General features: G+C 64.2%; 20 protein-coding genes. 11 read left to right on the plus strand and 9 right to left on the minus strand.

Going from position 1 to position 24,412, the window contains the following annotated elements:
• Positions 1-1,455, minus strand: coding sequence for a GH1 family beta-glucosidase (locus UP09_RS15750; protein ID WP_044539076.1), 1,455 nt, complete (start codon positions 1,453-1,455; stop codon positions 1-3).
• Positions 1,445-2,446, minus strand: coding sequence for a glycoside hydrolase family 16 protein (locus UP09_RS15755; RefSeq protein ID WP_044539077.1), 1,002 nt, complete (start codon positions 2,444-2,446; stop codon positions 1,445-1,447). Before UP09_RS15755 ends, UP09_RS15750 begins: the two co-directional genes overlap by 11 nt.
• A 206-nt stretch (positions 2,447-2,652) precedes the next feature.
• On the opposite strand from UP09_RS15755, the gene UP09_RS15760 reads away from it, so the two are divergent.
• The 5 genes from UP09_RS15760 (at position 2,653) to UP09_RS15780 (ending at position 12,344) form a co-directional block, all read left to right on the plus strand.
• Complete coding sequence (locus UP09_RS15760) at positions 2,653-5,319, plus strand: M1 family metallopeptidase (protein WP_044539078.1); 2,667 nt, start codon at positions 2,653-2,655, stop codon at positions 5,317-5,319.
• A gap of 78 nt (positions 5,320-5,397) precedes the next feature.
• Complete coding sequence (locus UP09_RS15765; RefSeq protein WP_044539079.1) at positions 5,398-7,050, plus strand: acetolactate synthase large subunit; 1,653 nt, start codon at positions 5,398-5,400, stop codon at positions 7,048-7,050.
• A gap of 138 nt (positions 7,051-7,188) precedes the next feature.
• Complete coding sequence (pgm, locus tag UP09_RS15770; protein WP_044539080.1) at positions 7,189-8,829, plus strand: phosphoglucomutase (alpha-D-glucose-1,6-bisphosphate-dependent); 1,641 nt, start codon at positions 7,189-7,191, stop codon at positions 8,827-8,829.
• A 131-nt stretch (positions 8,830-8,960) separates the two neighbouring features.
• Positions 8,961-9,836 carry a dihydrodipicolinate synthase family protein gene (locus UP09_RS15775; protein ID WP_044539081.1) on the plus strand — a complete coding sequence of 292 codons (876 nt, stop codon included), beginning with the start codon at positions 8,961-8,963 and terminating at the stop codon, positions 9,834-9,836.
• A 180-nt stretch (positions 9,837-10,016) separates the two neighbouring features.
• Complete coding sequence (locus UP09_RS15780) at positions 10,017-12,344, plus strand: xanthine dehydrogenase family protein molybdopterin-binding subunit (RefSeq protein WP_044539082.1); 2,328 nt, start codon at positions 10,017-10,019, stop codon at positions 12,342-12,344.
• 133 nt (positions 12,345-12,477) lie between these two features.
• Here UP09_RS15780 and UP09_RS15785 read toward each other — a convergent pair whose 3' ends face one another.
• The 3 genes from UP09_RS15785 to UP09_RS15795 are packed head-to-tail and all read right to left on the minus strand — an operon-like array spanning position 12,478 to position 15,696.
• Positions 12,478-13,674 carry an acyl-CoA dehydrogenase family protein gene (locus UP09_RS15785; RefSeq protein WP_044539083.1) on the minus strand — a complete coding sequence of 399 codons (1,197 nt, stop codon included), beginning with the start codon at positions 13,672-13,674 and terminating at the stop codon, positions 12,478-12,480.
• Positions 13,675-13,687: 13 nt separating this feature from the next.
• Complete coding sequence (locus tag UP09_RS15790) at positions 13,688-14,833, minus strand: acyl-CoA dehydrogenase family protein (RefSeq protein ID WP_044539084.1); 1,146 nt, start codon at positions 14,831-14,833, stop codon at positions 13,688-13,690.
• A 5-nt stretch (positions 14,834-14,838) separates the two neighbouring features.
• Complete coding sequence (locus UP09_RS15795) at positions 14,839-15,696, minus strand: enoyl-CoA hydratase (RefSeq protein ID WP_044539085.1); 858 nt, start codon at positions 15,694-15,696, stop codon at positions 14,839-14,841.
• A 157-nt stretch (positions 15,697-15,853) separates the two neighbouring features.
• Here UP09_RS15795 and UP09_RS15800 point away from each other — a divergent pair, with 157 nt between their 5' ends.
• From UP09_RS15800 to UP09_RS15810, 3 genes are read left to right on the plus strand one after another with little or no spacing between them, the layout of a single operon-like run.
• Complete coding sequence (locus UP09_RS15800) at positions 15,854-16,462, plus strand: LemA family protein (protein ID WP_044539086.1); 609 nt, start codon at positions 15,854-15,856, stop codon at positions 16,460-16,462.
• A 20-nt stretch (positions 16,463-16,482) separates the two neighbouring features.
• On the plus strand, positions 16,483-17,373 hold the full coding sequence (locus UP09_RS15805) for a TPM domain-containing protein (protein WP_044539221.1): 891 nt from the start codon (positions 16,483-16,485) through the stop codon (positions 17,371-17,373).
• A 2-nt stretch (positions 17,374-17,375) separates the two neighbouring features.
• Positions 17,376-17,873, plus strand: a complete 498-nt coding sequence (locus UP09_RS15810) for a TPM domain-containing protein (RefSeq protein WP_044539087.1) — start codon at positions 17,376-17,378, stop codon at positions 17,871-17,873.
• Between the two features lie 33 nt (positions 17,874-17,906).
• Here the strand turns inward: UP09_RS15810 and UP09_RS15815 are convergent, their stop codons facing one another.
• The 4 genes from UP09_RS15815 to UP09_RS15830 form a co-directional block, all read right to left on the minus strand.
• A complete protein-coding gene (locus UP09_RS15815) occupies positions 17,907-19,241 on the minus strand; it encodes an MFS transporter (protein WP_044539088.1) in 1,335 nt (444 codons plus the stop codon).
• Positions 19,242-19,323: 82 nt separating this feature from the next.
• On the minus strand, positions 19,324-19,938 hold the full coding sequence (locus UP09_RS15820; RefSeq protein WP_044539089.1) for a glutathione S-transferase family protein: 615 nt from the start codon (positions 19,936-19,938) through the stop codon (positions 19,324-19,326).
• A 79-nt stretch (positions 19,939-20,017) separates the two neighbouring features.
• On the minus strand, positions 20,018-20,827 hold the full coding sequence (locus UP09_RS15825) for an MBL fold metallo-hydrolase (RefSeq protein ID WP_044539090.1): 810 nt from the start codon (positions 20,825-20,827) through the stop codon (positions 20,018-20,020).
• Complete coding sequence (locus tag UP09_RS15830) at positions 20,824-21,198, minus strand: Crp/Fnr family transcriptional regulator (RefSeq protein WP_044539091.1); 375 nt, start codon at positions 21,196-21,198, stop codon at positions 20,824-20,826. Before UP09_RS15830 ends, UP09_RS15825 begins: the two co-directional genes overlap by 4 nt.
• Before the next feature lie 215 nt (positions 21,199-21,413).
• Between UP09_RS15830 and UP09_RS15835 the strand changes: the two genes are divergently transcribed.
• The 3 genes from UP09_RS15835 (at position 21,414) to UP09_RS38125 (ending at position 24,288) form a co-directional block, all read left to right on the plus strand.
• Entirely contained in the window at positions 21,414-22,403 is a 990-nt protein-coding gene (locus UP09_RS15835) for a hypothetical protein (protein ID WP_044539092.1), read from the plus strand.
• A 91-nt stretch (positions 22,404-22,494) separates the two neighbouring features.
• Positions 22,495-24,039, plus strand: a complete 1,545-nt coding sequence (locus UP09_RS15840; protein ID WP_044539093.1) for a hypothetical protein — start codon at positions 22,495-22,497, stop codon at positions 24,037-24,039.
• 84 nt (positions 24,040-24,123) lie between these two features.
• The gene (locus tag UP09_RS38125; protein ID WP_197082677.1) at positions 24,124-24,288 is read left to right on the plus strand and encodes a hypothetical protein; all 165 of its coding nucleotides are present in this window, start codon (positions 24,124-24,126) and stop codon (positions 24,286-24,288) included.
• Positions 24,289-24,412: the final 124 nt, after the last annotated feature.

Consider the following 24,412-nt stretch of genomic DNA (forward strand, 5'->3'; position numbering starts at 1 on the left):
TCACGCTCCGATCGCGTTGCGCGCGATCACGTCGCGATAGAACGCTGCGCTCAGCTTCGGCACCCGCGCTTGGGTCTCATAGTCGACCCGGTACAGGCCGAAGCGCTTCTCATAGCCATAAATCCATTCGAAATTGTCCATCAGGCTCCACAGGAAATAGCCGTGGACCGGGACGCCTTCGGCGGTGGCGCGCTGCAGCTGGGCGAGATAGTTGCGCAGGTACATGATGCGGTCGAGATCGTAGATCTGTCCGTCGGGTTGGATCTTGTCTTCACTCGAGGTTCCGTTTTCGCTGATATAGATGCTCTTCAGGTTCCAGATTTTCGCGGCGATCCGCGGTGCCCAGTAGATCACTTCCGGCGCGATCCGCAGCCAGTCCGAATTCATATGCGGGAACGAGGCAGGCATCGGCAGCGGCTTCCAGCCTGGCTTGTGGTCGCTCGCGACGATGTAGAGCTGCGGCGCGTAGATGTTCAGTCCGACGAAATCGTTGGGCTCCGAGATGATATTGAGCTCTTCGGCCGTGAATTTGGGGGCGTCCGCACCGGCATAGGCCAGGAAGCCGTCGGTGTATTTGCCGTCGAGGACGACGCCGAGGAAGCCGGAATTGAATTCGCGCGTCGCAATCTCGGTGGCGCGGATGTTCTCCGGCGTGTTGATCGCGGGAACGCAGGTGGTGATGTTCTCGGCCGGGCCGACCCGCGTGCCAGAACGCCCTTTGGCGCGGATCGCCTGCACCGCAAGGCCGTGCGCCAGCGCGACATGGTGGCGCGCCTGGTTCACGTCCGCCGGTGGCAGCGTCAAGCCAGGTGCGTCGACGCCGAGAGCATAGCCGAAGGGGAGGAAACGACCGACCTCGTTGACGGTGAAGATGTTCTTCACGCGGTCGGTCACCCGTTCCGCGACATAGCCCGCGTAATCGGCGAACGCCTTCGATGTATCAGCGGATCGCCAGCCGCCGACGCGATCCTGCAGCGCCTGCGGCAGGTCCCAGTGATAGAGCGTGGCGTAAGGCTCAATGCCGTTCGCCAGGAGTTCGTCGATCAGACGATTGTAGAAGTCGAGGCCCTTCGGGTTCGGCGTGCCGGTGCCGTCGGGAAACACCCGCGGCCAGGCGATCGAGAAGCGATAGGCCTTTGTGCCGAGATCCTTGATGAGGCCGACGTCCTCCTTGTAGCGATGATAGTGATCGTTGGCGCGGTCACCGGTGCTGCCGTCCTCGATCTTGCCCGGCGTATGGGTGAAGGTGTCCCAGATCGACCGGCCACGGCCATCCTCGTCGACCGCGCCCTCGATCTGGTAGGACGACGTCGCGGTGCCCCAGAGGAAGCCTGCGGGAAAGCTCGCACCGTCCGGCCTCGGCGCGCCGTCCGCCGCCGCGGCAGGCGCCGACAGGCCGAGTGCGGAGAGACCCGCAAGCCCGGCAAATTGCCGACGCGAGAATTTATCGGACATTGCTGGCTCCCGCGAAGGTCATGTCGATCTGGTAGGCGGAGATGCGGTCGATCTCGAAATTCACCGTCACGGGGGACTCGCCGTCGACGAAGCCAACGCCGTTGAAGAATTTTGACCCCATTGCGAGATTGACGATCATGTACACGGGATCATCGAAGCCGACGGGAACGCTGATATCGGATACTGGTTTGCGGTCGATGAAGTAGATCAGGCGGTCCGGCTCCCACAACACACCATAGTTGTGAAAGTCGGCCTCGGCGCCTGGGACCGTGAAATCGAAGCCGCAGTGCTCGATCTTGCCGGTCGCAGGGATGCGCCAATGCGTCGTCATCACGAGGTCGCCGGGCCGCTGGCCGCGCCCTTCCACGGCGTCGATCTCCGGCGGCCAGCCGCCGTCGTCGGCAAGCAGCCAGAACGCCGGCCACACGCCGGTGCCGATCGGGATCTTGGCGCGAATTTCGAAATAGCCGTATTTCTGCGCGAACGTGCCCTGGGTGGTCAGGATGCCCGAGGTGTATTCGTTGTTGAACAGCACGGCCTTCAGATCGGGTGGCGTGCGCCTGGCCGTGATGGAGAGTACCCCGTTCTCGACATGGAACGGATCGAGGCCGAGCGGCGCCGTGCCGCGTCCGGCGTAGCGCGGATCGACATAGATCTGCTGCTCGCCATTGGCGCTGGTCTTGCGTTTGAAATCGGAACCGTCGCCGCCCCAGTAACGCGCCTCCGGCCACGCCGCGCCGCCGGCATAATGCGGCACCCATCGCCCGCTCGCCAGCGGATGCTGGTCGAAATCGTCGTTGAAGGTCCGGTGCAGGGGCAGGAATGACAGCGACGTAGCGTCCTGCGCCCTGATCTGGCGGCACTGAATCGTCGCGGGGTCGGTGGTCACGGGCAGGGTCAATTCAAGCGGGGATCCGTCTGGATCGCCCACGGCAAAGGCCGGCGCGAACGCCGCAACAAGGCCGATCGTGATCAGAAATCTTTTTGTCATTCGCCGGTCATCAACGGTATCAGGACATCAGCAAACGTGGGCTATTCCACGTTAGCCTCTCATCCCGCTTTCGGGCAACAAGCAATGAAGGCGAGATCGCGCGGTTGTCAGTTTCATCGCGATGTTTTCTCCCCTAGATTGCCGTTTGCATCATTCGCTTCCGGGATGAACTCGAATCCCTCGAAGTCTCATTTGAGTCGCGCGGTATGAACAAGCCTGTAAACCACCTCCGAAAGGCGCTTCTGTGTCGTCTTGCCATGGCGGCCGCCGCGCTGCTGTCGATGCCCGCCGGCGCGTGGGCCGAGCAGACGTTCTCCTTCGACAGCACGCCAGGAAAGCTGCCGAAAACCGTCATCCCCGTGAGCTATGCGATCGAACTGACGCCGGATTTCACGAGCCTTGCCTTGCCCGGTGTCGAAACCGTCGACGTCGAGGTGCGCGAGCCGACCGCTCAGGTGACGCTGAACGCGGTCAACGCGACGTTTGGCGATGTCAGCGTCGATGACAGCGCGCAGCGTGGGACGGTTGTGACCGATCCCACCGCGCAAACCGCGACGCTGACCTTTGCGCAGCCGCTCGCGACGGGCCGGCACAGGCTTCGCATCGCCTTCACGGCGCAGATCAACAAGTTCGGCTCCGGCCTGTTCGCGGTCGACTATCCGACCAAGGCCGGCACGAAGCGGCTGATCTCGAGCAAACTGGAGCCCGCCGATGCCCGCCGGATCTTTCCGTGCTGGGATGAGCCGGCGTTCAAGGCGTCCTTTGCGCTGACCGTCGTGATCCCGAAAAACCTGATGGCGGTCGGCAACATGCCGGTCGCAAACGAGCAGCCGGCTGCCGACAATCTCAAGAAGGTCGCCTTCGTGCCGACACCCAAAATGTCGAGCTATCTCTTTGTGCTTACCGTTGGTGAGCTTGAGCGTGTCACGGCGGATGCCGATGGCGTGACGGTCGGCGTCGTCACAACGGAAGGCAAGAGCGAGCAGGGCCGGTTTGCGCTCGACAGCGCGGTGAAGCTGCTCGGTTACTACAACGACTATTTCGGGGTGAAGTACCCACTGCCGAAGCTCGACCTGATCGCGGTGCCCGGCGGGTTCGGCGGGGCGATGGAGAATTGGGGCGGCATCACCTTCTTCGAGAGTAGGCTGCTGTTCGATCCCGCGACCAATGCGGAGACCGCGCGGCGCGGCATCTTCGGCATCATCGCGCATGAGATGGCGCATATGTGGTTTGGTGATCTCGTCACCATGGCGTGGTGGGACAATCTCTGGCTCAATGAAGGTTTTGCCAGCTGGATGTCGACCAAGGCGTCCGAACGTTTCTATCCGCAATGGCAGAACTGGCTGAACGGCTATGGCGCCAAGCAGTTTGCCATGGCGCTCGACGCGCGCCGCACCTCGCATCCGATCCAGCAGCCGATCGCCGATCACAGCGAGGCGGTCACGGCGTTCGACGCCATTACCTACAACAAGGGCCAGGCGCTGATCCGCATGCTGGAGACTTATCTCGGCGAGCAGCCGTTCCGCGACGGCATCCGCAAATATATGGCCGCGCATGCCTACAGCAACTCAACCACCACCGATCTCTGGCAGGCGCTCGAAAGCGCCGCCGGCAAGCGGATCACGGGCGTGGCCGCATCCTTCACCGAGCAGGATGGCGTGCCGCTGGTGGTAGCCGAGACCGAGTGCGCCGGAACCTCGCAGCGCTTGACCTTGCGGCAGGATCGGTTCGCGATTGTGCCGGCGAACGGGGCGCCGTTGCCGGCACACAGCTGGCAAATCCCGGTGGCGGTCGGGCCGGCGCAGGGCAAGCCCTTTGCGGAAATCCTGCTGCAGGGCAACGCCGACATCCCGGCCGGCGCATGCGGCGACGCGATCAAGGTCAATCTCGGCGACATCGGCTATTGCCGGGTCGAGTACGGTCCAAAGAACCGCGCGGCGCTGCTCAACGCGCTCGCGCAAATGCCGGTCGACGACCGGCTCAACATCGTCACCGACAGCTGGGCGCTGGTGCAGGCCGGCCGCGCCGAGCCATCGTCCTATCTCGCGCTGCTCGACGCGCTCGATGCGGGTGACCACCGCGCCGTATGGGACCAGGTGATCTCATCGTTTGCCGCGCTCAACCGCCTGTCTCGCGATCAGGCCGAGCGGCCAGCGATCCAGGCCTATGCGCGCGCGAAGCTGCGTCCGGTGTTCGACCGGCTCGGATGGGACGGCGGAGGCTCAGCCGACGACGATACCGCGCTGCTGCGCGCAAGCCTGATCTCGACGCTTGGCAATCTCGGCGACGAGGCTGTTATCGCCGAGGCCAAGCGGCGGTTCGCCGCCTTCCTCGTGGATCCCAACTCGCTGCCGAACGCGTTGCGCGACGCTGTCACCCACATCGTCGGGGTTACCGCCGACCGGACGACCTACGACACGCTGCTGGCGCTCGCGCGCAAGAGCACGGTCACCAATGAGCGGCTGCGCTATTATCTTGCCGCCGCCAGCGCCCGCGACGCCGAACTGGCACGGGCGACGCTGTCACTGTCATTGACCGGCGAGTTGCCCGACACCATCGTGTCAGGCATGATCGGCACGGTTGCATCCGCAGGCGAGCAGCCGCAACTCGCCTGGGATTTCATCCAGAAGAATTATGATGCGCTGCTGGCGAAGCAGGGACCGAACTTCCGCGATCAGTTCGTCCCCAACTTCATGACCAATTTCACCGATCCGGCCCACGCCGCCGAGCTTGCCGCCTTTGCCCCGGCGCAATCGACCAGCGGCGGGCGGCTGACGGTGGCAAGGGCGCTGGAAGCGATCGCGATCTCGGGCGATCTCCAGGCGCGCGTGCTGCCCCTGGTCGCTACCTGGATCGGAGCGCACAAGCCTTGATGCCCCGAAGGACTCCCCGACGGCGTGCGATACGGCTATGCTCGGCCGGCAGCATGCAATCACACCTGCGAGGCTAAGATGGTTAAAGGCTCTGATCTGCTGGTCGCTGCTCTCGAGAACGAGGGTGTGGAGCGTGTGTTCGGTGTTCCCGGCGAGGAGAATCTCGACGTCGTCGAGAGTCTGCGCAAATCCTCGATCAAGCTGATCGTCACTCGCCACGAACAGCCTGCGGCCTTCATGGCCGCGACCTATGGCCGCCTGACCGGAAAACCCGGCGTCTGCCTGACCACGCTCGGACCCGGCGCGCTTAACCTGACGACCGGCGCTGCCTACGCGCTGCTCGGCGCGATGCCGATGGTGATGATCACCGGCCAGAAGGGCATTCTGAGCAGCCGGCAGGCCAAATTCCAGATCGTCGATATCATCTCGACCTTCCGTCCGCTGACCAAGCTGTCGGTGCAGATCGTCAGTGCCGCAACCATTCCGACGCTGGTCCGCGACGCCTTCCGGCTCGCGACGCAGGAGCGGCCTGGTCCGGTGCTGCTCGAACTTCCCGAGGATATCGCGCGCGAGGAGGCGGAGCCGTTGGCGATGATCCCGCTGCATCCGATCGAGATCCCGGTGGCGCACGCGGCGGCGCTCGACCGAGCCGCCGAGATGATCCTGAAGGCGCAACGCCCGCTGATCATGCTCGGCGCTGCGGCGTCGCGTCCGCGCAGCACGGCTGGCATCGGCGACTTCGTGCGGCGGACCAGGATTCCGTTCTTCACGACACAGATGGGCAAGGGCACGGTGTCCGGCGGCACCAATCTGTACATGGGCACCGCCGCGCTGAGCGAGCGTGACTACGTGCACGAGGCGATCGACCGCGCCGACCTCATCATCGCGATCGGTCACGATACGATCGAAAAGCCGCCCTTCATCATGGGTCCGAAGGGACCGCAGGTCGTCCATGTCGGCTACACGGCGGCGAATGTCGAGCAGGTCTACTTTCCGCAATGCGAGGTCATCGGCGACGTTGGCCCGAGCCTCGAACTGCTGGCTGACAGGGTCGAAGGAAAGCTCCCGCACGCCAGTGCGCTCGTCAGTCTGCGCGAAGGTATTTTGTCGAAGATCGGCGATCGCGCCACCGAGGGCCGCTGGCCGCCGACGCCACAGCGCATCGTGCACGACGTGCGGCAGGTCATTCCCGAGGACGGCATCGTCGCGCTCGACAACGGCATGTACAAGATCTGGTTCGCGCGCAACTACCGCACGCTGCTGGCGAACTCGCTGCTGCTCGACAATGCGCTTGCGACCATGGGCGCCGGCCTGCCGTCGGCGATGATGGCGGCGATGCTCTATCCGAAGAACCGGGTGCTCGCGGTCTGCGGCGACGGCGGCTTCATGATGAATTCGCAGGAGCTGGAAACCGCGGTCAGACTCAAGCTCAATCTCGTGATCCTGATCCTGGAGGATTCCGCCTACGGCATGATCCGCTGGAAGCAGGCCGTCGATCATTTTCCCGATTTCGGGCTTACCTTCGGCAACCCGGATTTCGTCAAATACGCCGAGAGCTACGGCGCCAAGGGCTCGCGGATCGAGAGCACGGAAGCCATCGTCCCGACCCTGGAGCGTGCCTTCGCCGGCGGCGGCGTGCATCTCGTCGTGGTTCCCATCGATTATACCGAGAACAAGCGGGTGCTGGTCGACGAGCTCCGCGAGAAGGTGAAGCAGATCGACGTGTCGTAGCGCTTTGCTGCAGCGGGTCAAGGAACGAAATAAGGAACGAAATGCCCTTGGCTTGATTGGAACCAAGCCATCATGGTAGCACCCGATGGCATTGCTCGTTCGTACTAATGGTCGGCGATATCTGTTCTGGGAGGTCACGTGACGACACCAAATCCCGCCGCCGGCAAACCCGTCGATCCCGCCTCGCTCACCAATGTGCCACGGCTGGTCACGGCGTATTTCGCCGGCAAGCCCGACGCTACTGATCCCGCCCAGCGCGTCGCCTTCGGTACCTCCGGCCATCGCGGCACGTCGTTGAAGAATTCCTTCAACGAAGACCACATCCTCGCTACCACGCAGGCGATCTGCGACTATCGCCGCGAGGCCGGGCTGACCGGGCCGCTGTTCATCGGCATCGACACCCACGCGCTTGCCGAGCCGGCGCTGGTGAGCGCGGTGGAAGTGTTTGCCGCCAACGGCGTCGAGATCATGATCGACGCGCAGGCCGGCTACACGCCGACGCCCGTCATCTCGCACGCGATCTTGAGCCATAATAAGGGGCGCAGCACCGGGCTTGCGGATGGCGTCGTCATCACACCGTCGCACAATCCGCCCGAGGACGGCGGCTACAAATACAATCCGCCGCATGGCGGGCCCGCTGACACCGACGTGACCGGGGTGGTCGAGAAGAATGCCAACCGCTATATCGAGGCCGGTCTCAAGGGCGTCGCCCGGATGCCGTATGATCGTGCGCGCAAGGCGGCGACGACGCATCTGCACGACTACGTCACACCTTACGTCGCTGATCTCGGCAATACCGTCGATCTCGCGTTGATCAAATCCGCCGGCGTCAGGATCGGCATTGATCCGCTCGGTGGCGCCGCGGTGCATTACTGGCAACCGATCATCGCCCGCTACGGGATCAATGCGACCGTCGTCAATAACGCCGTCGATCCGACTTTCCGTTTCATGACCGCGGACTGGGACGGCAAGATCCGGATGGACTGCTCGTCGCCCTATGCGATGGCGAGCCTGATCGGGATGCGCGACCGCTTCGACGTCGCCTTTGCCAACGACACCGACGCCGACCGCCACGGCATCGTGACCCGCTCTAACGGGCTGATGAACCCGAACCACTTCCTCGCCACCGCCATCGCCTATCTGTTCGCGCACCGGCCACAATGGAGCGGGAGTGCAGCGATCGGCAAAACGATTGTGAGCAGCTCGATCATCGACCGCGTTGCCAAGAAGCTGGGCCGCAAGCTGGTCGAGACGCCGGTTGGCTTCAAATGGTTCGTCGAGGGGCTCGGCAGCGGCGGCTTTGGTTTTGCCGGCGAGGAGAGCGCGGGCGCTTCGTTCCTGAAGCAAGACGGCTCGGCCTGGACCACCGACAAGGACGGCATCATCCTCGGTCTGCTGGCGGCGGAGATCATCGCAAAAACCGGCCGCGATCCGAGCGAATTGTTCGCAGACCTGACCGCCGAACTCGGCGTTCCCTACTACGAACGCATCGATGTTGCGGCGACATCAAAACAAAAGAGCGCGCTGAAAGCGCTTGGCCCGGAGCAGCTCAGCATGACGCAGCTTGCCGGCGATCCCGTGCGCGCGGTCAGGACCAAGGCGCCGGGCAACGATCAGCCGTTCGGCGGCATCAAGGTCGAGAGCGAGTCCGGCTGGTTCGCCGCGCGTCCGTCCGGTACCGAGGATGTCTACAAGATCTACGCCGAAAGTTTTCGCGGGCCGGATCATCTGAAGCAGATCCAGGGCGACGCGCGGGCCGCGATCGCCAAGGTGTTCTGAAGGCGCGGGGGTCTGGGCTGATATCATGCGCGTGCTGTTGACGGGCTCCTCCGGTTGGCTGGGCCATTTCCTTGCGCCGCTTCCCTTTGCGCACGATCCCGACTATGTCTCGCCGTCCACGAGGCTCGCAAATGGCTGATTTCCACGGCGTCTTTCCGTATCTGGTGTCCCCGATCGATCCCGCCGGCCATATCCGCACCGAGGTGCTGGGCCGGCTATGCGATGATCTGATCAAGGCCGGCGTGCATGGGCTGACGCCGCTCGGCTCGACTGGCGAGTTCGCCTATCTCAACAACGCCCAGCGCGCGACGGTGGTGCAGGCGACGATCGAGGCCGCGCAGGGCCGCGTGCCCGTGGTCGCCGGCGTCGCCTCGACCTCGACGGCCGATGCCGTGGCGCAGGCGAAGGCCTATCAGAAGCGCGGCGCCAACGGCATCCTCGCGATCATGGAGGCGTATTTCCCGGTCGGCGATGAACAGGTGGAATCCTATTTCCGCGCCATTGCCGATGCGGTCGACATTCCCGTCGTGATCTACACCAATCCGAATTTCCAGCGCTCCGACCTCACGCTCGACGTCATCGCGCGGCTCGCCGCCCATCCGCGCATTGGCTACATCAAGGACGCCTCGACCAACACCGGGCGGCTGCTGTCGATCATGAACCGCTGCGGCGACAGCATCAAAGTATTCTCGGCCTCAGCCCATATTCCGGCCGCCGTGATGCTGATCGGCGGCCATGGCTGGATGGCAGGCCCGGCCTGCATCATCCCGCGGCAGAGCGTCGAGCTCTACAATCTCGCCCGCCGTGCCCGCTGGGATGAGGCGATGGTCTTGCAACGAAAACTCTGGCGCATCAACGAGGCCTTTGCCCGCTTCAATCTCGCCGCCTGCATCAAGGCCGGGCTGTCGATCCAGGGCTACGACGTCGGCGACCCCGTGCCGCCGCAGGCGCCGCTCTCGGCCGAGCAGCGCAAGGTGGTCGAGGCGGCGCTGAGCGACCTCAGCTAGGGTTGGCTTGCGCGTTGCATGGGGCGCTCACAGTCTCGTCATTCCGGGGCGCGCATCGAACCCGGAATCTCGAGATTCCGGGTTCGATGCAACGCATCGCCCCGGAATGACGGCTATGCGTTGTCACGCCCCGAAAATCCGCTAAAACCCGCCAAATCTCGCAATCTCAAGGACCCACTGATGAACATTCTTCCCGGCAATATGCGTTTTGGTGCGGGCCAGCCGGTCAAGCGTCTGGAAGACCAGCGGCTGCTCACCGGGAAGGGCCATTTCATCGACGACAAGCCGGAGGACGGCGCGCTCTGGCTGCACGTGCTGCGCTCGCCGCATGCCCACGCCAACATCACATCGATCGATGCCAAAGCGGCGCTGGAGATGCCCGGCGTCGAGGCGATCTATACCGGTGCCGACCTAGTCAAGGACGATATCGGCACGCTGCCGACGCTCGCGATCTTCAAGCGGCCCGACGGCAAGCCGATGAGCGTGCCGCCGCGTCGCCTGCTGGCGCATGAGGTGGTGCGCTATGCCGGCGAGGGGGTGGTGGCCGTGGTCGCGACGTCGCGCGTGCTGGCACAGACGGCGGCCGAAGCGATCGAGATCGACTATGAGATGCTGCCCTCGGTGGTCGACCCCGTCGAGGCGATCAAATCAGGCGCGCCCGTGGTCTGGCCGGAGGCGCCCGACAACATCGTGGCCGCGATGAGCTATGGCGACGCCGCCAAGGTCGAGGAGGCCTTCTCCAACGCCGCCCATAGGGTGTCGCTCGACCTGGTCAGCCAGCGGCTGGTGCCGTCGGCGATGGAGCCGCGCTCGACGATCGCGGAGATCGAGAAGACAACCGGGCGGCTGATCCTGCATGTGCAGTCGCAGACGCCCGGATCGACCCGCGACCTGCTCGCGGAATCCATCCTGAAGCGGCCGAAAGAGAGCGTGAGGGTGCTGGTCGGCGATATCGGCGGCGGCTTCGGCCAAAAGACCAGCCTCTATCCCGAAGACGGCATCGTCGCCTATGCCGCGACCAAACTGAACAAGAAGATCCGCTGGCGCGGCGACCGCACCGACGAGTTCGTCGGCGGCACCCATGGCCGCGATCTCACCTCAACCGGCGAACTCGCGCTCGACGCCAAGGGCCGCGTGCTGGCCTATCGCGTGCGCTCGATCGGCGGCACCGGGGCCTATTCGTCCGGCACGGCGAACATCATCCCCTTGGTGCTTGGGCCGTTCGTGCAGACCGGCGTCTACGACCTGCCGTTGGTGCATTTCGAGGTGAAGTCGGTGATGACCAACACCGCCCCGGTCGGCGCCTATCGCGGCGCGGGGCGGCCTGAAGCGGTCTTCATCGTCGAGCGTTTGTTCGACGCGGCCGCGCGCCAAATCGGGATGGATCCGCGCGCCCTCCGCAAGGTGAACTACATCAAGCCGGCGCAGCTGCCCTACACCAATGCGGTCGGCCAGGTGTACGATTCCGGCGCCTTCGCGCACATGCTGGAGCGCGCCTCCGACCTCGCCGACTGGAACGGTTTTGCCGCGCGCAAGAAGGCGGCGAAGAAGAAGGGCCTGCTCTATGGCCGCGGCCTCACCAGCTACATCGAATGGACCGGCGGCCGCGCCCACACCGAGAAGGTCTCGCTGCACGCCACCGCCGAAGGCCGCGTCGTGCTGCATTCCGGCACCATGGCGATGGGGCAGGGACTGGCGACCACCTACACCCAGATGGTCTCTGATACGCTCGGCATTCCGATGGACCGGATCGACGTGATCCAGGGCGACACGGATCTGGCCACCGGCTTCGGCAGCGTCGGCTCGCGCTCGCTGTTCGTCGGCGGCACCGCGGTCGCGGTCTCCTCTAACGACATGATCAACAAGGCGCGCGACAAGGCCTCCAACCTGCTGGAAGCGTCCGTCCAGGACATCGAGTACCGCGACGGCTTCCTCACCGTGGTCGGTACCGACCGACGGATCAGCCTGTTCGAGATCGCGAAGAAGGAAGACGGCGCCAAACTCTCGGTTGACAGCGAGGGCGAGGTCGACGGGCCGAGCTGGCCGAACGGCACTCACATCTGTGAGGTCGAGATCGATCCCGAGACCGGCGTCACCAAGGTGGTGCGCTACACCACGGTCGACGACGTCGGCGTCGCCGTCAATCCGCTGCTGGTGACAGGCCAAGTGCATGGCGGCGTTGCCCAGGGCATCGGTCAGGCGCTGTACGAAGGCGTAGCCTATAGCGAGGAAGGCCAGCTTCTGACCGCGAGCTATCAGGACTATTGCATCCCGCGTGCCGACGACATCCCGCCGATCACTGTGACGCTCGATGATTCTGCGCCGTGCAAGACCAATCCACTCGGCGCAAAGGGTTGCGGCGAGTCGGGCGCGATCGGCGGCCCACCCTGCATCACCAACGGCGTGATGGATGCGCTGAGCGAACTCGGAATCACGCAGTTGAACACGCCGCTGACGCCGTCAAAGATCTGGCAGGCGATCCGTGAGGCGAAGGCGCAGGCGGCGTAGCGCTTCCGCTCTCTCCACTCGTCATTCCGGGGCATCGCGCAGCGATGAGCCCGGAATCCATCGGGCCGCATGTTCCGGGGTGAAATGGATTCCGGGCTCGCGACTTCGTCGCGCCCCGGAATGACGGAGAGAGCTATAGCCCTAACACCATCTTCGCGATGATATCGCGCTGGATCTCCGACGATCCGCCGAAGATCGTATACGCCCGCCCGTTGAGATATTCCGGCACCACCGGCAGCAATTCCTCAGGGATCACCGGCTCGTGGTTCAGTCTATAAAACGGCCGCGACGGCTCGACCGCGAGTCCGTCATTGCCGATCACGTCGACGCCAAGCCGCGTCACCGCCTGGCGGATTTCGCTGACCCGCAGTTTGATCAGCGACGACACCGCGCCAGGGTTCTGCCCGGTCTGCAGCGCCGACAGCACCCGCAGCTCGGTCATCTCAAGCGCATCGATATCGACCTCGACCTCCGACATCCGCAGCGCGATATCGGGATCGTCGATGGCGCGGCCGGTGACATCTGATGCCGCAAGGTCTGCGATCGTCTTCAGCGCGTCGCGCAGTTTTGCCGACGCGATGCCGGAGCCGCGCTCGAATTCGAGCAGGTATTTACCGTAAGTCCAGCCCTTTCCCTCTTCGCCGACGCGGTTGGCCACGGGAACGCGGACGTCGTCGAAGAACACCTGGTTCACCTCGTGATCGCCGCCGATGGTCAGGATCGGGCGCGTGGTGATGCCCGGACTCTTCATGTCGATCAGAATAAAGCTGATGCCGTCCTGCTGCCGTTCGCCCTCATTGGTCCGCACCAGCGCGAACATGCGGTTGGCGTGATGCGCATGCGTGGTCCAGATTTTTGTGCCGTTGATGATGTAGTCGTCGCCGTCGCGCACCGCGCGGGTCTTCAGCGACGACAGATCGGAGCCCGAGCCCGGCTCGGAATAACCCTGGCACCAATAGTCCTCGCCGGAGAGGATTCGCGGCAGATAAAAATTCTTCTGCTCGGGCGAGCCGAAGCCGATGATGACGGGGCCGACCATCTTCACGCCCATCACGTTGACATTGGGCACGCCGGCGCGGGCGGATTCGGCTTCGAAGATCCAGCGCTGCGCCGACGTCCAGTCCGGACCACCATGGTCTGCCGGCCAGCCCGGCGCGCCCCAGCCTTTCCTGTGCAGCGCACGTTGCCAGGCCATGCCGATATCGGGGTCGGAGAAGACTGACGGCGTGAGCGCGGTGGCGCGTTTCATCTCCGGCGTCAGATTGGCGGCGATGAAGTCGCGGACGTCCTGCTCGAAGGCGCGTTCCTCGGCGTTGAAGGTGAGATCCATGTGGCGCTCTCCGTTACGTCTGCGCACGGCCGCTCAAGGCGGCGTGGCGGCGATAATGATGGGCGCTGCCGCCGAACAGCGTGTCGAACGCGAGCAGCCGCTTGAAATAGGCGCCGATGTCGAGCTCCTCGGTGACGCCCATGGCGCCGTGCAGTTGCACCGACTGCTCGGCGATGAAGCGGGCGCATTTGCCGATCTTGGCTTTCGCGCCCGACGCCGCACGGCTGCGTGCCACAGGCTCGGCATCGGCCATCAACGCGGCACGCAATGCCATCGAGCGCGCCTCGTCGCACTGCATCGCCATGTCAGCGAGGCGATGGCGGATCACCTGGTTGGCCGACAGCGGCCGGCCGAACTGTTTTCGGATCTTGGTATATTCGAGCGTGGTGTCGAGCAGCGTCTGCATGATGCCGACGGCTTCGGCGCCGAGCGCGGCCATCGCGCGGTCGACCACGGCCTCGATCGCAGGCAGCGCATCGCTGCCGTCGCCGAGCAGGGCGTCGGCCGGAAGCTGCACGTCGTTGAGATCGAGGCTGCAGCCGCGCCCGCCGCCGAGCCGCGCGTAGTCGCGCAAGGTGAGACCGGCCGTATCAATGGGCACCAGGAACAGGCAGAGCTTGCCTGATACGCCGTTGGCGTTGACGATGCGGGCGGAGACGATGATCTGGTTGGCCGCTACGCCGTCGAGCACCGCGGTCTTGTGGCCGTTCAATCGCCAGCCGTGGGCGGTCTTCGTGGCCGTCGTCTCGACATGTGAGAGATCGAACCGTGCTGCGCGTTCCGAATGCGCGAAGGCGAGATAGACCTTGCCTTCTGCTACCTTGGGCAGGATCGACTGCTTCTGCGCTTCGCTGCCGCATTGGCCGACCAGCGCGGCGCCGATCACGACGGTGGCGAGATAAGGTTCGGACACCAGTCCTCGTCCGAACGCTTCCATCAAAATTCCGATCTCGATCGCGCCACCGCCGAGCCCGCCATAGGCTTCGCCGATCGGCAGCGCGAGCCAACCGAGGTCGGCGAACTGCTTCCAGATCGCGGGCGAGAAACCGAGCGGATCGCTGACCGCCTTCCTGCGATACTCGCCTGTAAAGGTTTCCGCCACGAAGCGGTCGGCACTTTCGCGCAGCAGGCGCTGCTCGTCGCTGGGAGTGAGGTCCATCTGGTCTACTTTACGTTGGCGTTTTTTCTGACAGAGGGATGCAGACCGGCGGGGTCGACCACCATTCCGAATTCCTGAAGATTGTGTGCATGGCAGAGCTGATGCAACGCGAAGGCCTGATCGATCGCGGCGGGCTGCCCCATGATGTCGACCGTGCGATTGACCGCTTCCTTGCTCAGCTTCAGCGCGAAGGCGGGCTTGGTCGCGATCTTGCGCGCCAGCGCCAGCGTGAAGGAGGAGAGGTCGCCGCGCGGCACCACGTGATTGACCATGCCGAGCCGATGCGCCTCGTCGGCGCTCCAGCTGTCTGCGGTGAACAACATCTCCTTGGCCTTGCGTGCACCCAACTCCCAGGGATGCACGAACCACTCGACGCCGCAGACCCCCATCGTGACCACGGGATCGCAGAACTCGGCGTCACTGCTGGCAACGATGAGATCGCAGGCCCAGGCCAGCATCAGCCCGCCGGCGATGCATTTGCCGTGCACCTCCGCGATCGTCGGCTTGGCGAGATTGCGCCAGTGCCGTGTGATCTGCAGATAAATCTCCTGCTCGCGCGCGAAGCGGCCATGCGCGTTCGGCTCGGCGAAGCCGCCCCAATTTCCGACAGGCGGGAAATCGACACCCGCCTGGTTCTTCCCAGCGGGCCGCAGATCGTGGCCGGCGGAGAAATGCGGGCCGTTGCCGGCGAGGATGATGACCTTGACTGTGTCGTCCTGCACCGCCCGGTCGAAGGCGGTGTTGAGATCATAGGTCATCTGCAGGTTCTGGGCGTTGCGCGCCTCGGGGCGGTTCATCACGATCCGCGCGATCGCAGGCTCCGGCCGCTCGACAACAACAGTCTCGAATTGCTCTGAGGTCATGGATCCTCCCGGGATCGATTTTTCGGCATGATGAACGGGGGGAAGAGAGATAAGCAAGGGCTATCGCCGCCAAAAATGCGGGCGTAAACCGCCACACGGGATTACCCGGCGAAGACGATCTGATACGGTGCCGCAGAATTCCACCGGGAGGACTTTCATGCGCAAGCTTTGGACCGTGCTGGCAGCGCTGGCGACGTTGAGCCTGACCAATTGCGGCTACAACGCGATCCAGACCAACGACGAACAGGTCAAGTCGAGCTGGTCGGAGGTGGTGAACCAGTACCAGCGGCGGGCCGACCTCGTGCCCAACCTGGTCAACTCGGTGAAGGGCTTTGCGCAGCAGGAGAAGGACGTGCTGCTCGGCGTCACCAATGCGCGCGCCAAAGTCGGCAGCATCCAGGCCACGCCTGAGTTGGTCAACGACCCGGCCACGTTTCAGAAATTCACCCAGGCGCAGGGAGAGCTTTCCAGCGCGCTGTCGCGGTTGCTGGTCGTGACCGAAAATTATCCGCAGCTCAAATCGGACGCGTTGTTCCACGACCTGATGGCGCAGCTCGAAGGCACCGAGAACCGCATCACGGTCGCGCGGAACCGCTACATCAAGGCGGTGCAGGACTACAATGTCGGTATCCGCACCTTCCCGAACAATCTGACCGCGATGGTGTTCGGCTACAAGGAGAAGGCCAACTTCACGGTCGACAATGAGAAGGAGATTTCGACTGCGCCGAAGGTCGATTTCAATCCGGCGCCGGCGCCGTCGAAGTAGCGGTGGTGCGTCCGCCTGCGATGACCGCCGTCCGCGTCGTCCTGTTTGCCTTCCTGCTGGGCTTGGTTTGCCCGACGCTGGCCCAGGTCGCGGTACCACAGTTGACCGGCCGCGTCGTCGACCAGACCGGGACGCTGTCCGCGAGCGATATCGCCTCGCTCGACGGGAAGCTGAAGGATCTGGAGACGCGCAAGGGTGCCCAGGTCGCGGTGCTGATCGTGCCGACCACGGGCGATGAGGCCATCGAGCAGTTCTCGATTCGCGTTGCCGAAGCCTGGAAGATCGGGCGCAAGAAGGTCGACGACGGCGCGCTGCTCGTCGTCGGCAAGAATGACCGCCATCTGCGCATCGAGGTCGGCTACGGCCTTGAGGGCGTGCTGAGCGACGTCGTCACCCACCGCATCATCAGCGAGGATATCGCGCCGAAGTTCAAGGAGGGCGATTTCGCCGGCGGCATATCAGCCGGCGTCGACCGGATGATCCGCCTGATCAATGGCGAGCAACTGCCGGTGCCGGAGCCGCCGCATTGGAAGCCGTCGGCGTCCTTCGATCCGTCCGACATCTTCAATCCGTTTCTCCTCATCCCGGTTTTGCTGTTCGGCGGCCTGATACGACGGATGCTGGGCCGGCTGCTCGGCTCGGCCGTATCAGGCGGTCTGGTCACGCTGATTGCCTGGGTCATGATCGGCTCACCCATCGTGGCGATCCTCGCGGGACTGGTCGCATCGGTGTTCGTGATGTTCAGTGACGCCGCCACCGCGCCGTCGTCGGGCGGTCGCGGCAGGGGAGGCGGCTGGTCAGGCGGTGGTTACAGCGGCGGTTCCTGGTCCGGCGGCAGTTCAAGCAGCCGCGGCGGCTTCAGCGGCGGAGGCGGTAGCTTCGGTGGCGGCGGCGCTTCGGGGAGCTGGTAGATATGGGCATCAAGCGTATCGGCAAGCATCTGCTCGAACACCGTTGGCGGGTGCGGCGTGATTTTCCGCCACGCGTGCTCGATGCGATCGAGCAGGCGATCAAGGCGGGTGAGGCCACCCATTCCGGTCAGATCCGTTTCGTCGTCGAGGGCGCGCTCGACGGCGCGGCACTGTTCCGCGACCAGCCGGCGCGGGAGCGGGCCGTCGACGTGTTCTCGCATTTGCGCATTTGGGACACCCATCACAACAACGGTGTCCTGATCTATCTGCTGCTCGCCGATCGCGACGTCGAGATCGTCGCCGACCGCGGCATCGACGCGAAGGTCGGCGCTGCGGGCTGGGAAGCGATCTGCCGCGCGATGGAAGCGGATTTTAGATCAGGCCAGTTCGAGCAAGGTGTGATCAAGGGCATCGCAGCTGCGTCACGGAAGCTGGCAAAATACTTCCCGCACGTCGCCGGCGGCTCGAACGAACTTCCGGACAAGCCGGTGGTGATCTAGTTGCATGCGCGTCCCGAAGGACGCTTTTGCTTTTCACGGCGATAGCGCGGGCGCAGGCGCGGTTCCGGCCCCGGATGTTCGCGCCCGGTAGGCAGACAAGCCGACGAGGCCCACCGCAGCAGCGAAGAAGATGTAGTAGACGGGGGCAGCCTTGTCGCCGGTCGTTTGCACCAGCCAGGTGTTGATGAAGGGTGCAAGCCCGCCGAACAACATCACCGCGAGATTGTACATCAGTGACGCACCGGTGGAGCGCACGCCGACCGGGAAGATTTCGGTCATGAATGCCGGCATCGGCCCCGCCAACGTGCCAAGGAACACGGCCACGATCTGCATTTGCCAGAGGTTCGTGGTCGTCGGCTCGGCGACAAGCCGCTGCAACATCACATAGAACAACACGGCGTAGATGATCAGCGACGGAATGAGCACCGCGCGGCGGCCGATCCGGTCGGAGAGGGCACCGGAGGCCATCGCGATCGCGGCATTGCCGAGGCTTAGGAATAGCAGCCCCATCTGCGCGTTAAGTATCGGCAATTTCAGCTCGGCGACCGCATAGGTCGGCAGAAAGATCGCATTGACGTAGTTGATCGCCGTGCCGGCAGCGATCAGGCAGAACGACGCGATCAATTCACGCGGGTATTCGGAGAACAATTGGCCGAGGGTGGTCTTCCTCGCCGGCTGCGCGGATGCCGCCTTTTCGGCGAGATAGGCCTGGAATTCGGGAGATTCGTCACAGCGCTGGCGCAGGTACCATCCGGTCGGCCCGATCAGGATGCCGAGGATGAACGGCACGCGCCAACCCCAACTCGCAAAGGCGTCCGGGGAGAGACTGAAATTCAGGCTGATCGCCATGGCAGCACCGATGGCGAATGCGAGGTTTTGCGAGACCATCTGGAATGCGCCGTAAAAGCCGCGCCGGCCGGGCGGCGCGAATTCGATCAGCATGGCGCTGGCGCTGCCGAATTCTCCGCCGGCGGAAAAGCCCTGGATCAGGCGCGCCAGCAGCAACAGCAGCGGCGCCGCGATGCCGATCGCGCCATAGGTCGGCAGCAGGCCGAGCAGACCGGTGCCGACAGCCATCAGCGAGATCATCACGACCAGCGCTTTCTTGCGGCCGTGCTTGTCGGCGTAGAGCCCGAACACCAGGCCGCCCAAGGGCCGCGCCGCGAAGGCGATGCCGAAGGTGGCGAAGGTCAGCAGCAGCGACGAGTTCGGATTATCCGCCGGAAAGAACAGCTTGCTCAGGATGCCCGCGAACAGGCCGAACACCGTGAAGTCGAACCACTCCAGCGCATTGCCGATCGTCGAGGAGATCACGACGCGGCGGCGCATCTGCGCCAGAGCTTCAGCTTTCACGGCTTCGGCTTGCATCCGTTTGTCCTTCTCTATCGGTGACGGCTGGCTCCGCCCCGGGGCTTGTTACCTGGCGTGGTAAGGTCGGGCGATCAGACGTCTACGCCTTGACCGACGGCCGTTCGCCGACGCGGTTGAACCACGCTACGATATTGGTGTTGGACTGGTCCAGCGGCTGGCCGACCTGATTGCCGAAATCGAGCCAGCAATAGAGCAGCATGTCTGCGAGGGTGAAGCGCTGGCCGCAGATATACTGACGGCCATCGGCCATCTGGTCATTGAGCCATTTGATGCGGTTGGCCGCGATCATCTTCAGCCCCGGCGAGGCCTCGGGCGCAACTGGAATGCGCTTCTCGAAGAACTTCAGCGCCTCGCCGAAGCGGTAGCCATTGGCAAGCGGCTCGGCGATGTTGAGGTCGACACGGCGGGTCCACATCCGGCACGCGGCGCGCTCTTCCGGCGTCGCGCCGATCATCGCGGGCGAAGGGTGCTTCTCCTCGAGATATTCGCAGATCGCCGTGATCTCGGAGAGATAGCCGCCGTCGTCGAGCTCGAGCGCCGGCATCTGGCCGTGCGGGTTGCGCTGCAGATGCGCCTCCTCGCGGTTTTCGCCCTTGCGAAGATCGACGGCTTGCGTGGGAATCTCGATGCTCTTTTCCGCCATGAACATCCGCACGATGCGCGGGTTCGGCCCGATCGAGTCGTAAAGCTTCATGGTCCTCGCTCCCTGTTTCTTGGTGTTGTTGATGCTGTTGAACAGGCCGCGCGCGGATTTGTCAAATGGAGAACGAACGTCAATCGTCGAGCTTGTTGAGGTCCCGTACCGACTGCATGATCGGCTCGAAATTCGAGCGCGCGTCGAGCGCGTCGAACAGTTGCGCGGTGTCGTCGAGCAGCGCGTGCGAGCGCTGCAATGCGATCCGCACGTCGTCCTGCGGCGTGTCGGACAGCCGGCCGTGGCCTGACAGCAGGATCTTCGCGTTCAGTCCCTTCAGCCGCTCCAGCGACTGGATATAGTCGGCGATCGAGCCGGAGCCGAACACGCCGCCCATCACGCCGCCGGGCATCAGTGTGTCGGCGGCGAACAGCAGTCCCCGGTCCTGCTCGAACAGCGTGATACAGGCCGAGGTGTGGCCGGGCGTGTACATCACGTTGAGGCGGAAATTGCCGAGGTCGATCAGGTTGCCTTCCTCGAGCCAGATGTCGATATCAACAGGCACGTTCGGCTCGTTGAACATCTTGCGCAGCATCGAGAAGTCGTCGCGCAGCATGATCTTGTTGGCGGCGAGCCGGTGCGCGGCGATAAAGGAGCGGCCGTGGAAATGATAGGCGGCCCCGATATGATCGAGATGCTCGTGGCTCAGCACCACCATGTCGATCATGTCGGGTGTCACCCCGACATGATCGAGGCAGGCGGTGAGGTGCGGATAATTGCTCGACAGGCCGACGTCGATCATGATCGTTCGCCTGCTGCCGCGCACCAGATAGGCGTTCGCGGCGCGGTTCTTGAAGCGGATCTGGTAGACGTCCTCGGCCGCCTGGATCAGCGTCGCGACGTCGGTGTCGAACAGCGTCTTGAACGGGCTCGGCCGGCGCTCGCTCATGGGTTGGCCGCCGCCCGGTAGACGACGGCGTTGGAAGCGCGCAGGCGCTTCGACAGCGCGTCCATGATCATCAGCGCGAACGCCGGCTGCTGGCTGACGAGATAGACGAAGCGGGCGTGGTTGATCCGCATCACCCTGGTGTGAGGCGCGGCGGCGATGGCGGTAGCGGAGCGCGACGAGCCGTCGATGACCGCCATCTCGCCGAAGAATTCGCCCTTGCCGAGGCTGACGATGACCGTCTTGTTTCCGCCATTGATTTTGGCGATGTCGACCTGGCCGTCGAGCACGACAAAAAGCTCGCGCCCGGTCGAGCCCTCCTCAAAAATGACGTCATCGACATCAAATTCATTGATGCACTTTTCGATCGTCATGGCCGCCCCTGCCTTCTGGCTGGTTGGTCGGCCCATGTTAGTCGGGAAAACGCCGCGCGCAAACTAAGGCGGTGCGGATTGCCGCAGGGCAGCATCTGCCTAAATCCCGCCCGGAAAAGTTCCTAAAATTTCGGTAAGCCCAAGCCCGGTCGCAGGTGCAGTAACGATTTCGCAAGCAATAAAAGTTACCAAAAAGTCAACCCAGTCTGGAGATTTTGAACGTGAGTGAGCAGCAGAGCGAGCCGGTCAGCGGTGAGACCGGCGCCGAAATCGCGGCGCAAAACCACCCGCTGACGGCCGCGGCCGCGGCCGATGTCGAGGCTGTCAGGCTGGCGCCAGACCAGGAAGAGACGTCGCCGAAGGCGGACGCCCCCAAAATCGATGCGTCCAAAATGGAAGCGCCGAAGGTCGAGCTGCCGAAGATGGACGTGCCCGAGGTCGAGGCCGGCAAGCAGGACGAGCCGCGCTCCCCGGGCAAGCTGATGATCATGGCGCCGGGCGACCGCGCCTGGGAGCATGAGGGGACCGCTTCGAAGCCGGCCGCCGAGGAGGCCGCCAAGCCATCCGGCATGCGCCGTGTCGCGGCGATGGCCGCAATGGTGGCGCTGGCAACAGTGGCTGGCGCGATCGGCGGTGCGCTGGCGACCGGGGGTTTCGGTCACGCCACCACTCCGGCCGTTGCGGCCGCGCAGGACACCACGAAGGATGCTGTCAACGCCTCGATCGCCCGGATCGATGCCGAAATCCTTGCCCTGAAGTCCAGTGTCGACCAGACCGCCAGGGCCGGCACGGTTCAGTTCAACAAGACCAGTGATCGCCTCGAAAAGGTCGAGAAGTCGCAGGCCGAGCCGATGGCCAGGCTCGCCAAGCTCAGCGAAGCCGTCGACAAGCTCCGTGCCACGCCGCCGGCAGCGCCGGTTGCCGCGCTGACACCCGCTGCTGCCAGGGACGTCACAGGCACGGTCACGCCGTCTGCGACCACAGCGGCCGGTGCACCCAAAGTCGAGGTCGCCCGCCTGCCGGTGGTCGATGGCTGGGCGCTCCGCGACGTCGGCAATGGTGGCGCGCTGATCGAGGGCCGCGGCGGCATCTATGAGGTCTATGCCGGCGATCCCATCCCCGGTCTCGGCCGCGTCGACGCCATCCGCAAGCAGGATGGACGCTGGGTGGTCGTCACCAGCAAGGGCCTGATCGTTTCGCGCTGATCGCTGAAACGCGACAATACCAAGGCGCTTCACTGCGGTGTGAAGCGCCTTTTTTCTTGAATAGGCTTCGCCACGCGGTGTTAGTGCAGGCATGAACCGCGTGCTGAGATGTCTTTTTGTCCTGTCTCTCCTGATCTGCGGCGCCGTGCCCGCACGCGCCGGCAATGATCGTGCGCTCGAACGCGGAGCGGCGATTATCGATCCCGCGATCCTGCGCGAGCTCGATCAGGGCCGCCTCGACCTCGGCCGCATGCTGTGGCCGGAACGCTCAGTCAGCCTTCCGCTGCCCAACAGCGAGCTGTTCGGATTGCCGTCGATGCTTCCGGTGCGCGAGGCGCTGGAGCGCGAGTTCGACCGCTATGTCGGGAGGCGCAAGGCCAGCCTGCCGAACGAGAGCATCGGTGTCGGCGATGGCTACGCGTTCCAGCTGTTCGATCGCGGCCTGTTCGAGTCCCCCGACGTCCGCTTCGTGCTGTCGGGCATCGTCAACCGGATGGACCGCGCCTATGTGGCGCCGGCAAGTTGCGGCGAGATCCGGTTGATCTATCGGCTGACGCGCACTGACATGCCGCCGATCGGCGAGAACGCGGTGTCGCAGCGCTTGCCGATGACGCTGAACCTGGTGCTGAAGGCGAGGGGCGATGCCGACGATGCGTCGGTCACCTGTCGCGAGATTGCGCGGCGCTGGCTCGCGGCGGGCAACTCTCCGCCGATGGTGGGGAAACTGTTCGGCAAGGACGGCCCGCTCGAGCTGATCGGTCCCGCCAATATCGATCGGATCGAGACCAATCTGCAGATCGCACACGCGCCGAAATCGGCGGTGCGCGATTTCCGCACCGATTATCTTTTGAAGGTGTTCAACTATGACCGCGCGGCGAAGCGCTTCGCTGAAGCCCCGATGGAGAACCAGATCGATCGCGATCGCATCCTGGCGGATGAGGGGCTGAGGCGCGATTTCAAGGCGTGGTTGCTCGATCCCGCGCATTTTGCCGAGTTCGATCGCGGCACGCTCTTGATCCCGGAGAAATTCCTCGCCAATAGCGCCGTCGCGCCGACCCCGGTCGGCTTCGACGTCAGCGACCTGCAGCCCGAGTTCGGATTGGTGCAGGGCAAGGGCACGGACAAGGCGGTGTTCTCGGAGAATGACGTCGTCGGGGCACTGAAAAAGGCCGCAGCCGATGGAACGCGGCTGCAGAACATCCAGTCGCTCGCCGGCTTCGAGCGGCGTCTCAACGACGTCACCTGCGCGGGCTGCCACCAGACCCGCGGCATCGGCGGCTTTCATTTCCCTGGCGTCGACTGGATGGCGGCAAAGCCGTCGAATTCCACCGTGGTGCCGGCTTCGCCGCATTTCTTCGCCGACCAGATCCGTCGCCGCGATGTCCTCGCAAGCTTCCGCGACGGCAAGCCGCCGGATTTTTCACGCGGCTTCTCCAATCGCCCGCAATTGCGCGGCAGCGCCGAGCTCGCCGGTACCGAATATAGCGACGGCTGGGGTGCGCATTGTTACCTGCCGGGCGCAAAGCCAACCGAGACCGACCGCAGCTTTCGCGGCTGGGGTTGCGCCGAGGGGCTGGCCTGCCAGGTCGCTGGCCAAACCTCGCGCATGGGCATGTGCTTCATCAAAAGCCGGTAGCAAGTTGGCTTCTGGCGTCATCATTTGATGCTACACTGCCGGCCGCGACCAGGACTTGAACAGCCCTTGAGCGGAGACCGGCCGATGAGTGCTCCCGACCAGGACAAGCAGCGCAACCGTAAGATCGCGGAGAACGAGGCCGATCGGCAGGCCGTGAGCGCCGTGCGCGTCAGTAGCTGGGCGATAGCGGTCGCGGTCATCATCGGCGTCATCGTTGTCGCCATCGTCTGGGCCTGGCTGAAGCGCTGAACGCTTACCTCGCCACGCTTGCGGGGAGAGGTCGGATTGCATCGCAGACGCAATCCGGGTGAGGGGTACAGGTCTATCGAAGCATATTGCTCGCGGAGGAGAGCCCCTCACCCCAATCCTCTCC

The organism is Bradyrhizobium sp. LTSP885, from assembly GCF_000938305.1.
In the GTDB taxonomy this organism is placed as follows: domain Bacteria; phylum Pseudomonadota; class Alphaproteobacteria; order Rhizobiales; family Xanthobacteraceae; genus Bradyrhizobium.

Coding starts and splice junctions, on each gene's coding strand:
- UP09_RS15750 (WP_044539076.1), bottom strand. CDS start 1,455: ATGTCCGATAAATTCTCGCGTCGGCAATTTGCCGGGCTTGCGGGTCTC.
- UP09_RS15755 (WP_044539077.1), bottom strand. CDS start 2,446: ATGACAAAAAGATTTCTGATCACGATCGGCCTTGTTGCGGCGTTCGCG.
- UP09_RS15760 (WP_044539078.1), top strand. CDS start 2,653: ATGAACAAGCCTGTAAACCACCTCCGAAAGGCGCTTCTGTGTCGTCTT.
- UP09_RS15765 (WP_044539079.1), top strand. CDS start 5,398: ATGGTTAAAGGCTCTGATCTGCTGGTCGCTGCTCTCGAGAACGAGGGT.
- UP09_RS15775 (WP_044539081.1), top strand. CDS start 8,961: ATGGCTGATTTCCACGGCGTCTTTCCGTATCTGGTGTCCCCGATCGAT.
- UP09_RS15780 (WP_044539082.1), top strand. CDS start 10,017: ATGAACATTCTTCCCGGCAATATGCGTTTTGGTGCGGGCCAGCCGGTC.
- UP09_RS15785 (WP_044539083.1), bottom strand. CDS start 13,674: ATGGATCTCACCTTCAACGCCGAGGAACGCGCCTTCGAGCAGGACGTC.
- UP09_RS15790 (WP_044539084.1), bottom strand. CDS start 14,833: ATGGACCTCACTCCCAGCGACGAGCAGCGCCTGCTGCGCGAAAGTGCC.
- UP09_RS15795 (WP_044539085.1), bottom strand. CDS start 15,696: ATGACCTCAGAGCAATTCGAGACTGTTGTTGTCGAGCGGCCGGAGCCT.
- UP09_RS15800 (WP_044539086.1), top strand. CDS start 15,854: ATGCGCAAGCTTTGGACCGTGCTGGCAGCGCTGGCGACGTTGAGCCTG.
- UP09_RS15805 (WP_044539221.1), top strand. CDS start 16,483: ATGACCGCCGTCCGCGTCGTCCTGTTTGCCTTCCTGCTGGGCTTGGTT.
- UP09_RS15810 (WP_044539087.1), top strand. CDS start 17,376: ATGGGCATCAAGCGTATCGGCAAGCATCTGCTCGAACACCGTTGGCGG.
- UP09_RS15815 (WP_044539088.1), bottom strand. CDS start 19,241: ATGCAAGCCGAAGCCGTGAAAGCTGAAGCTCTGGCGCAGATGCGCCGC.
- UP09_RS15820 (WP_044539089.1), bottom strand. CDS start 19,938: ATGAAGCTTTACGACTCGATCGGGCCGAACCCGCGCATCGTGCGGATG.
- UP09_RS15825 (WP_044539090.1), bottom strand. CDS start 20,827: ATGAGCGAGCGCCGGCCGAGCCCGTTCAAGACGCTGTTCGACACCGAC.
- UP09_RS15830 (WP_044539091.1), bottom strand. CDS start 21,198: ATGACGATCGAAAAGTGCATCAATGAATTTGATGTCGATGACGTCATT.
- UP09_RS15840 (WP_044539093.1), top strand. CDS start 22,495: ATGAACCGCGTGCTGAGATGTCTTTTTGTCCTGTCTCTCCTGATCTGC.
- UP09_RS38125 (WP_197082677.1), top strand. CDS start 24,124: ATGAGTGCTCCCGACCAGGACAAGCAGCGCAACCGTAAGATCGCGGAG.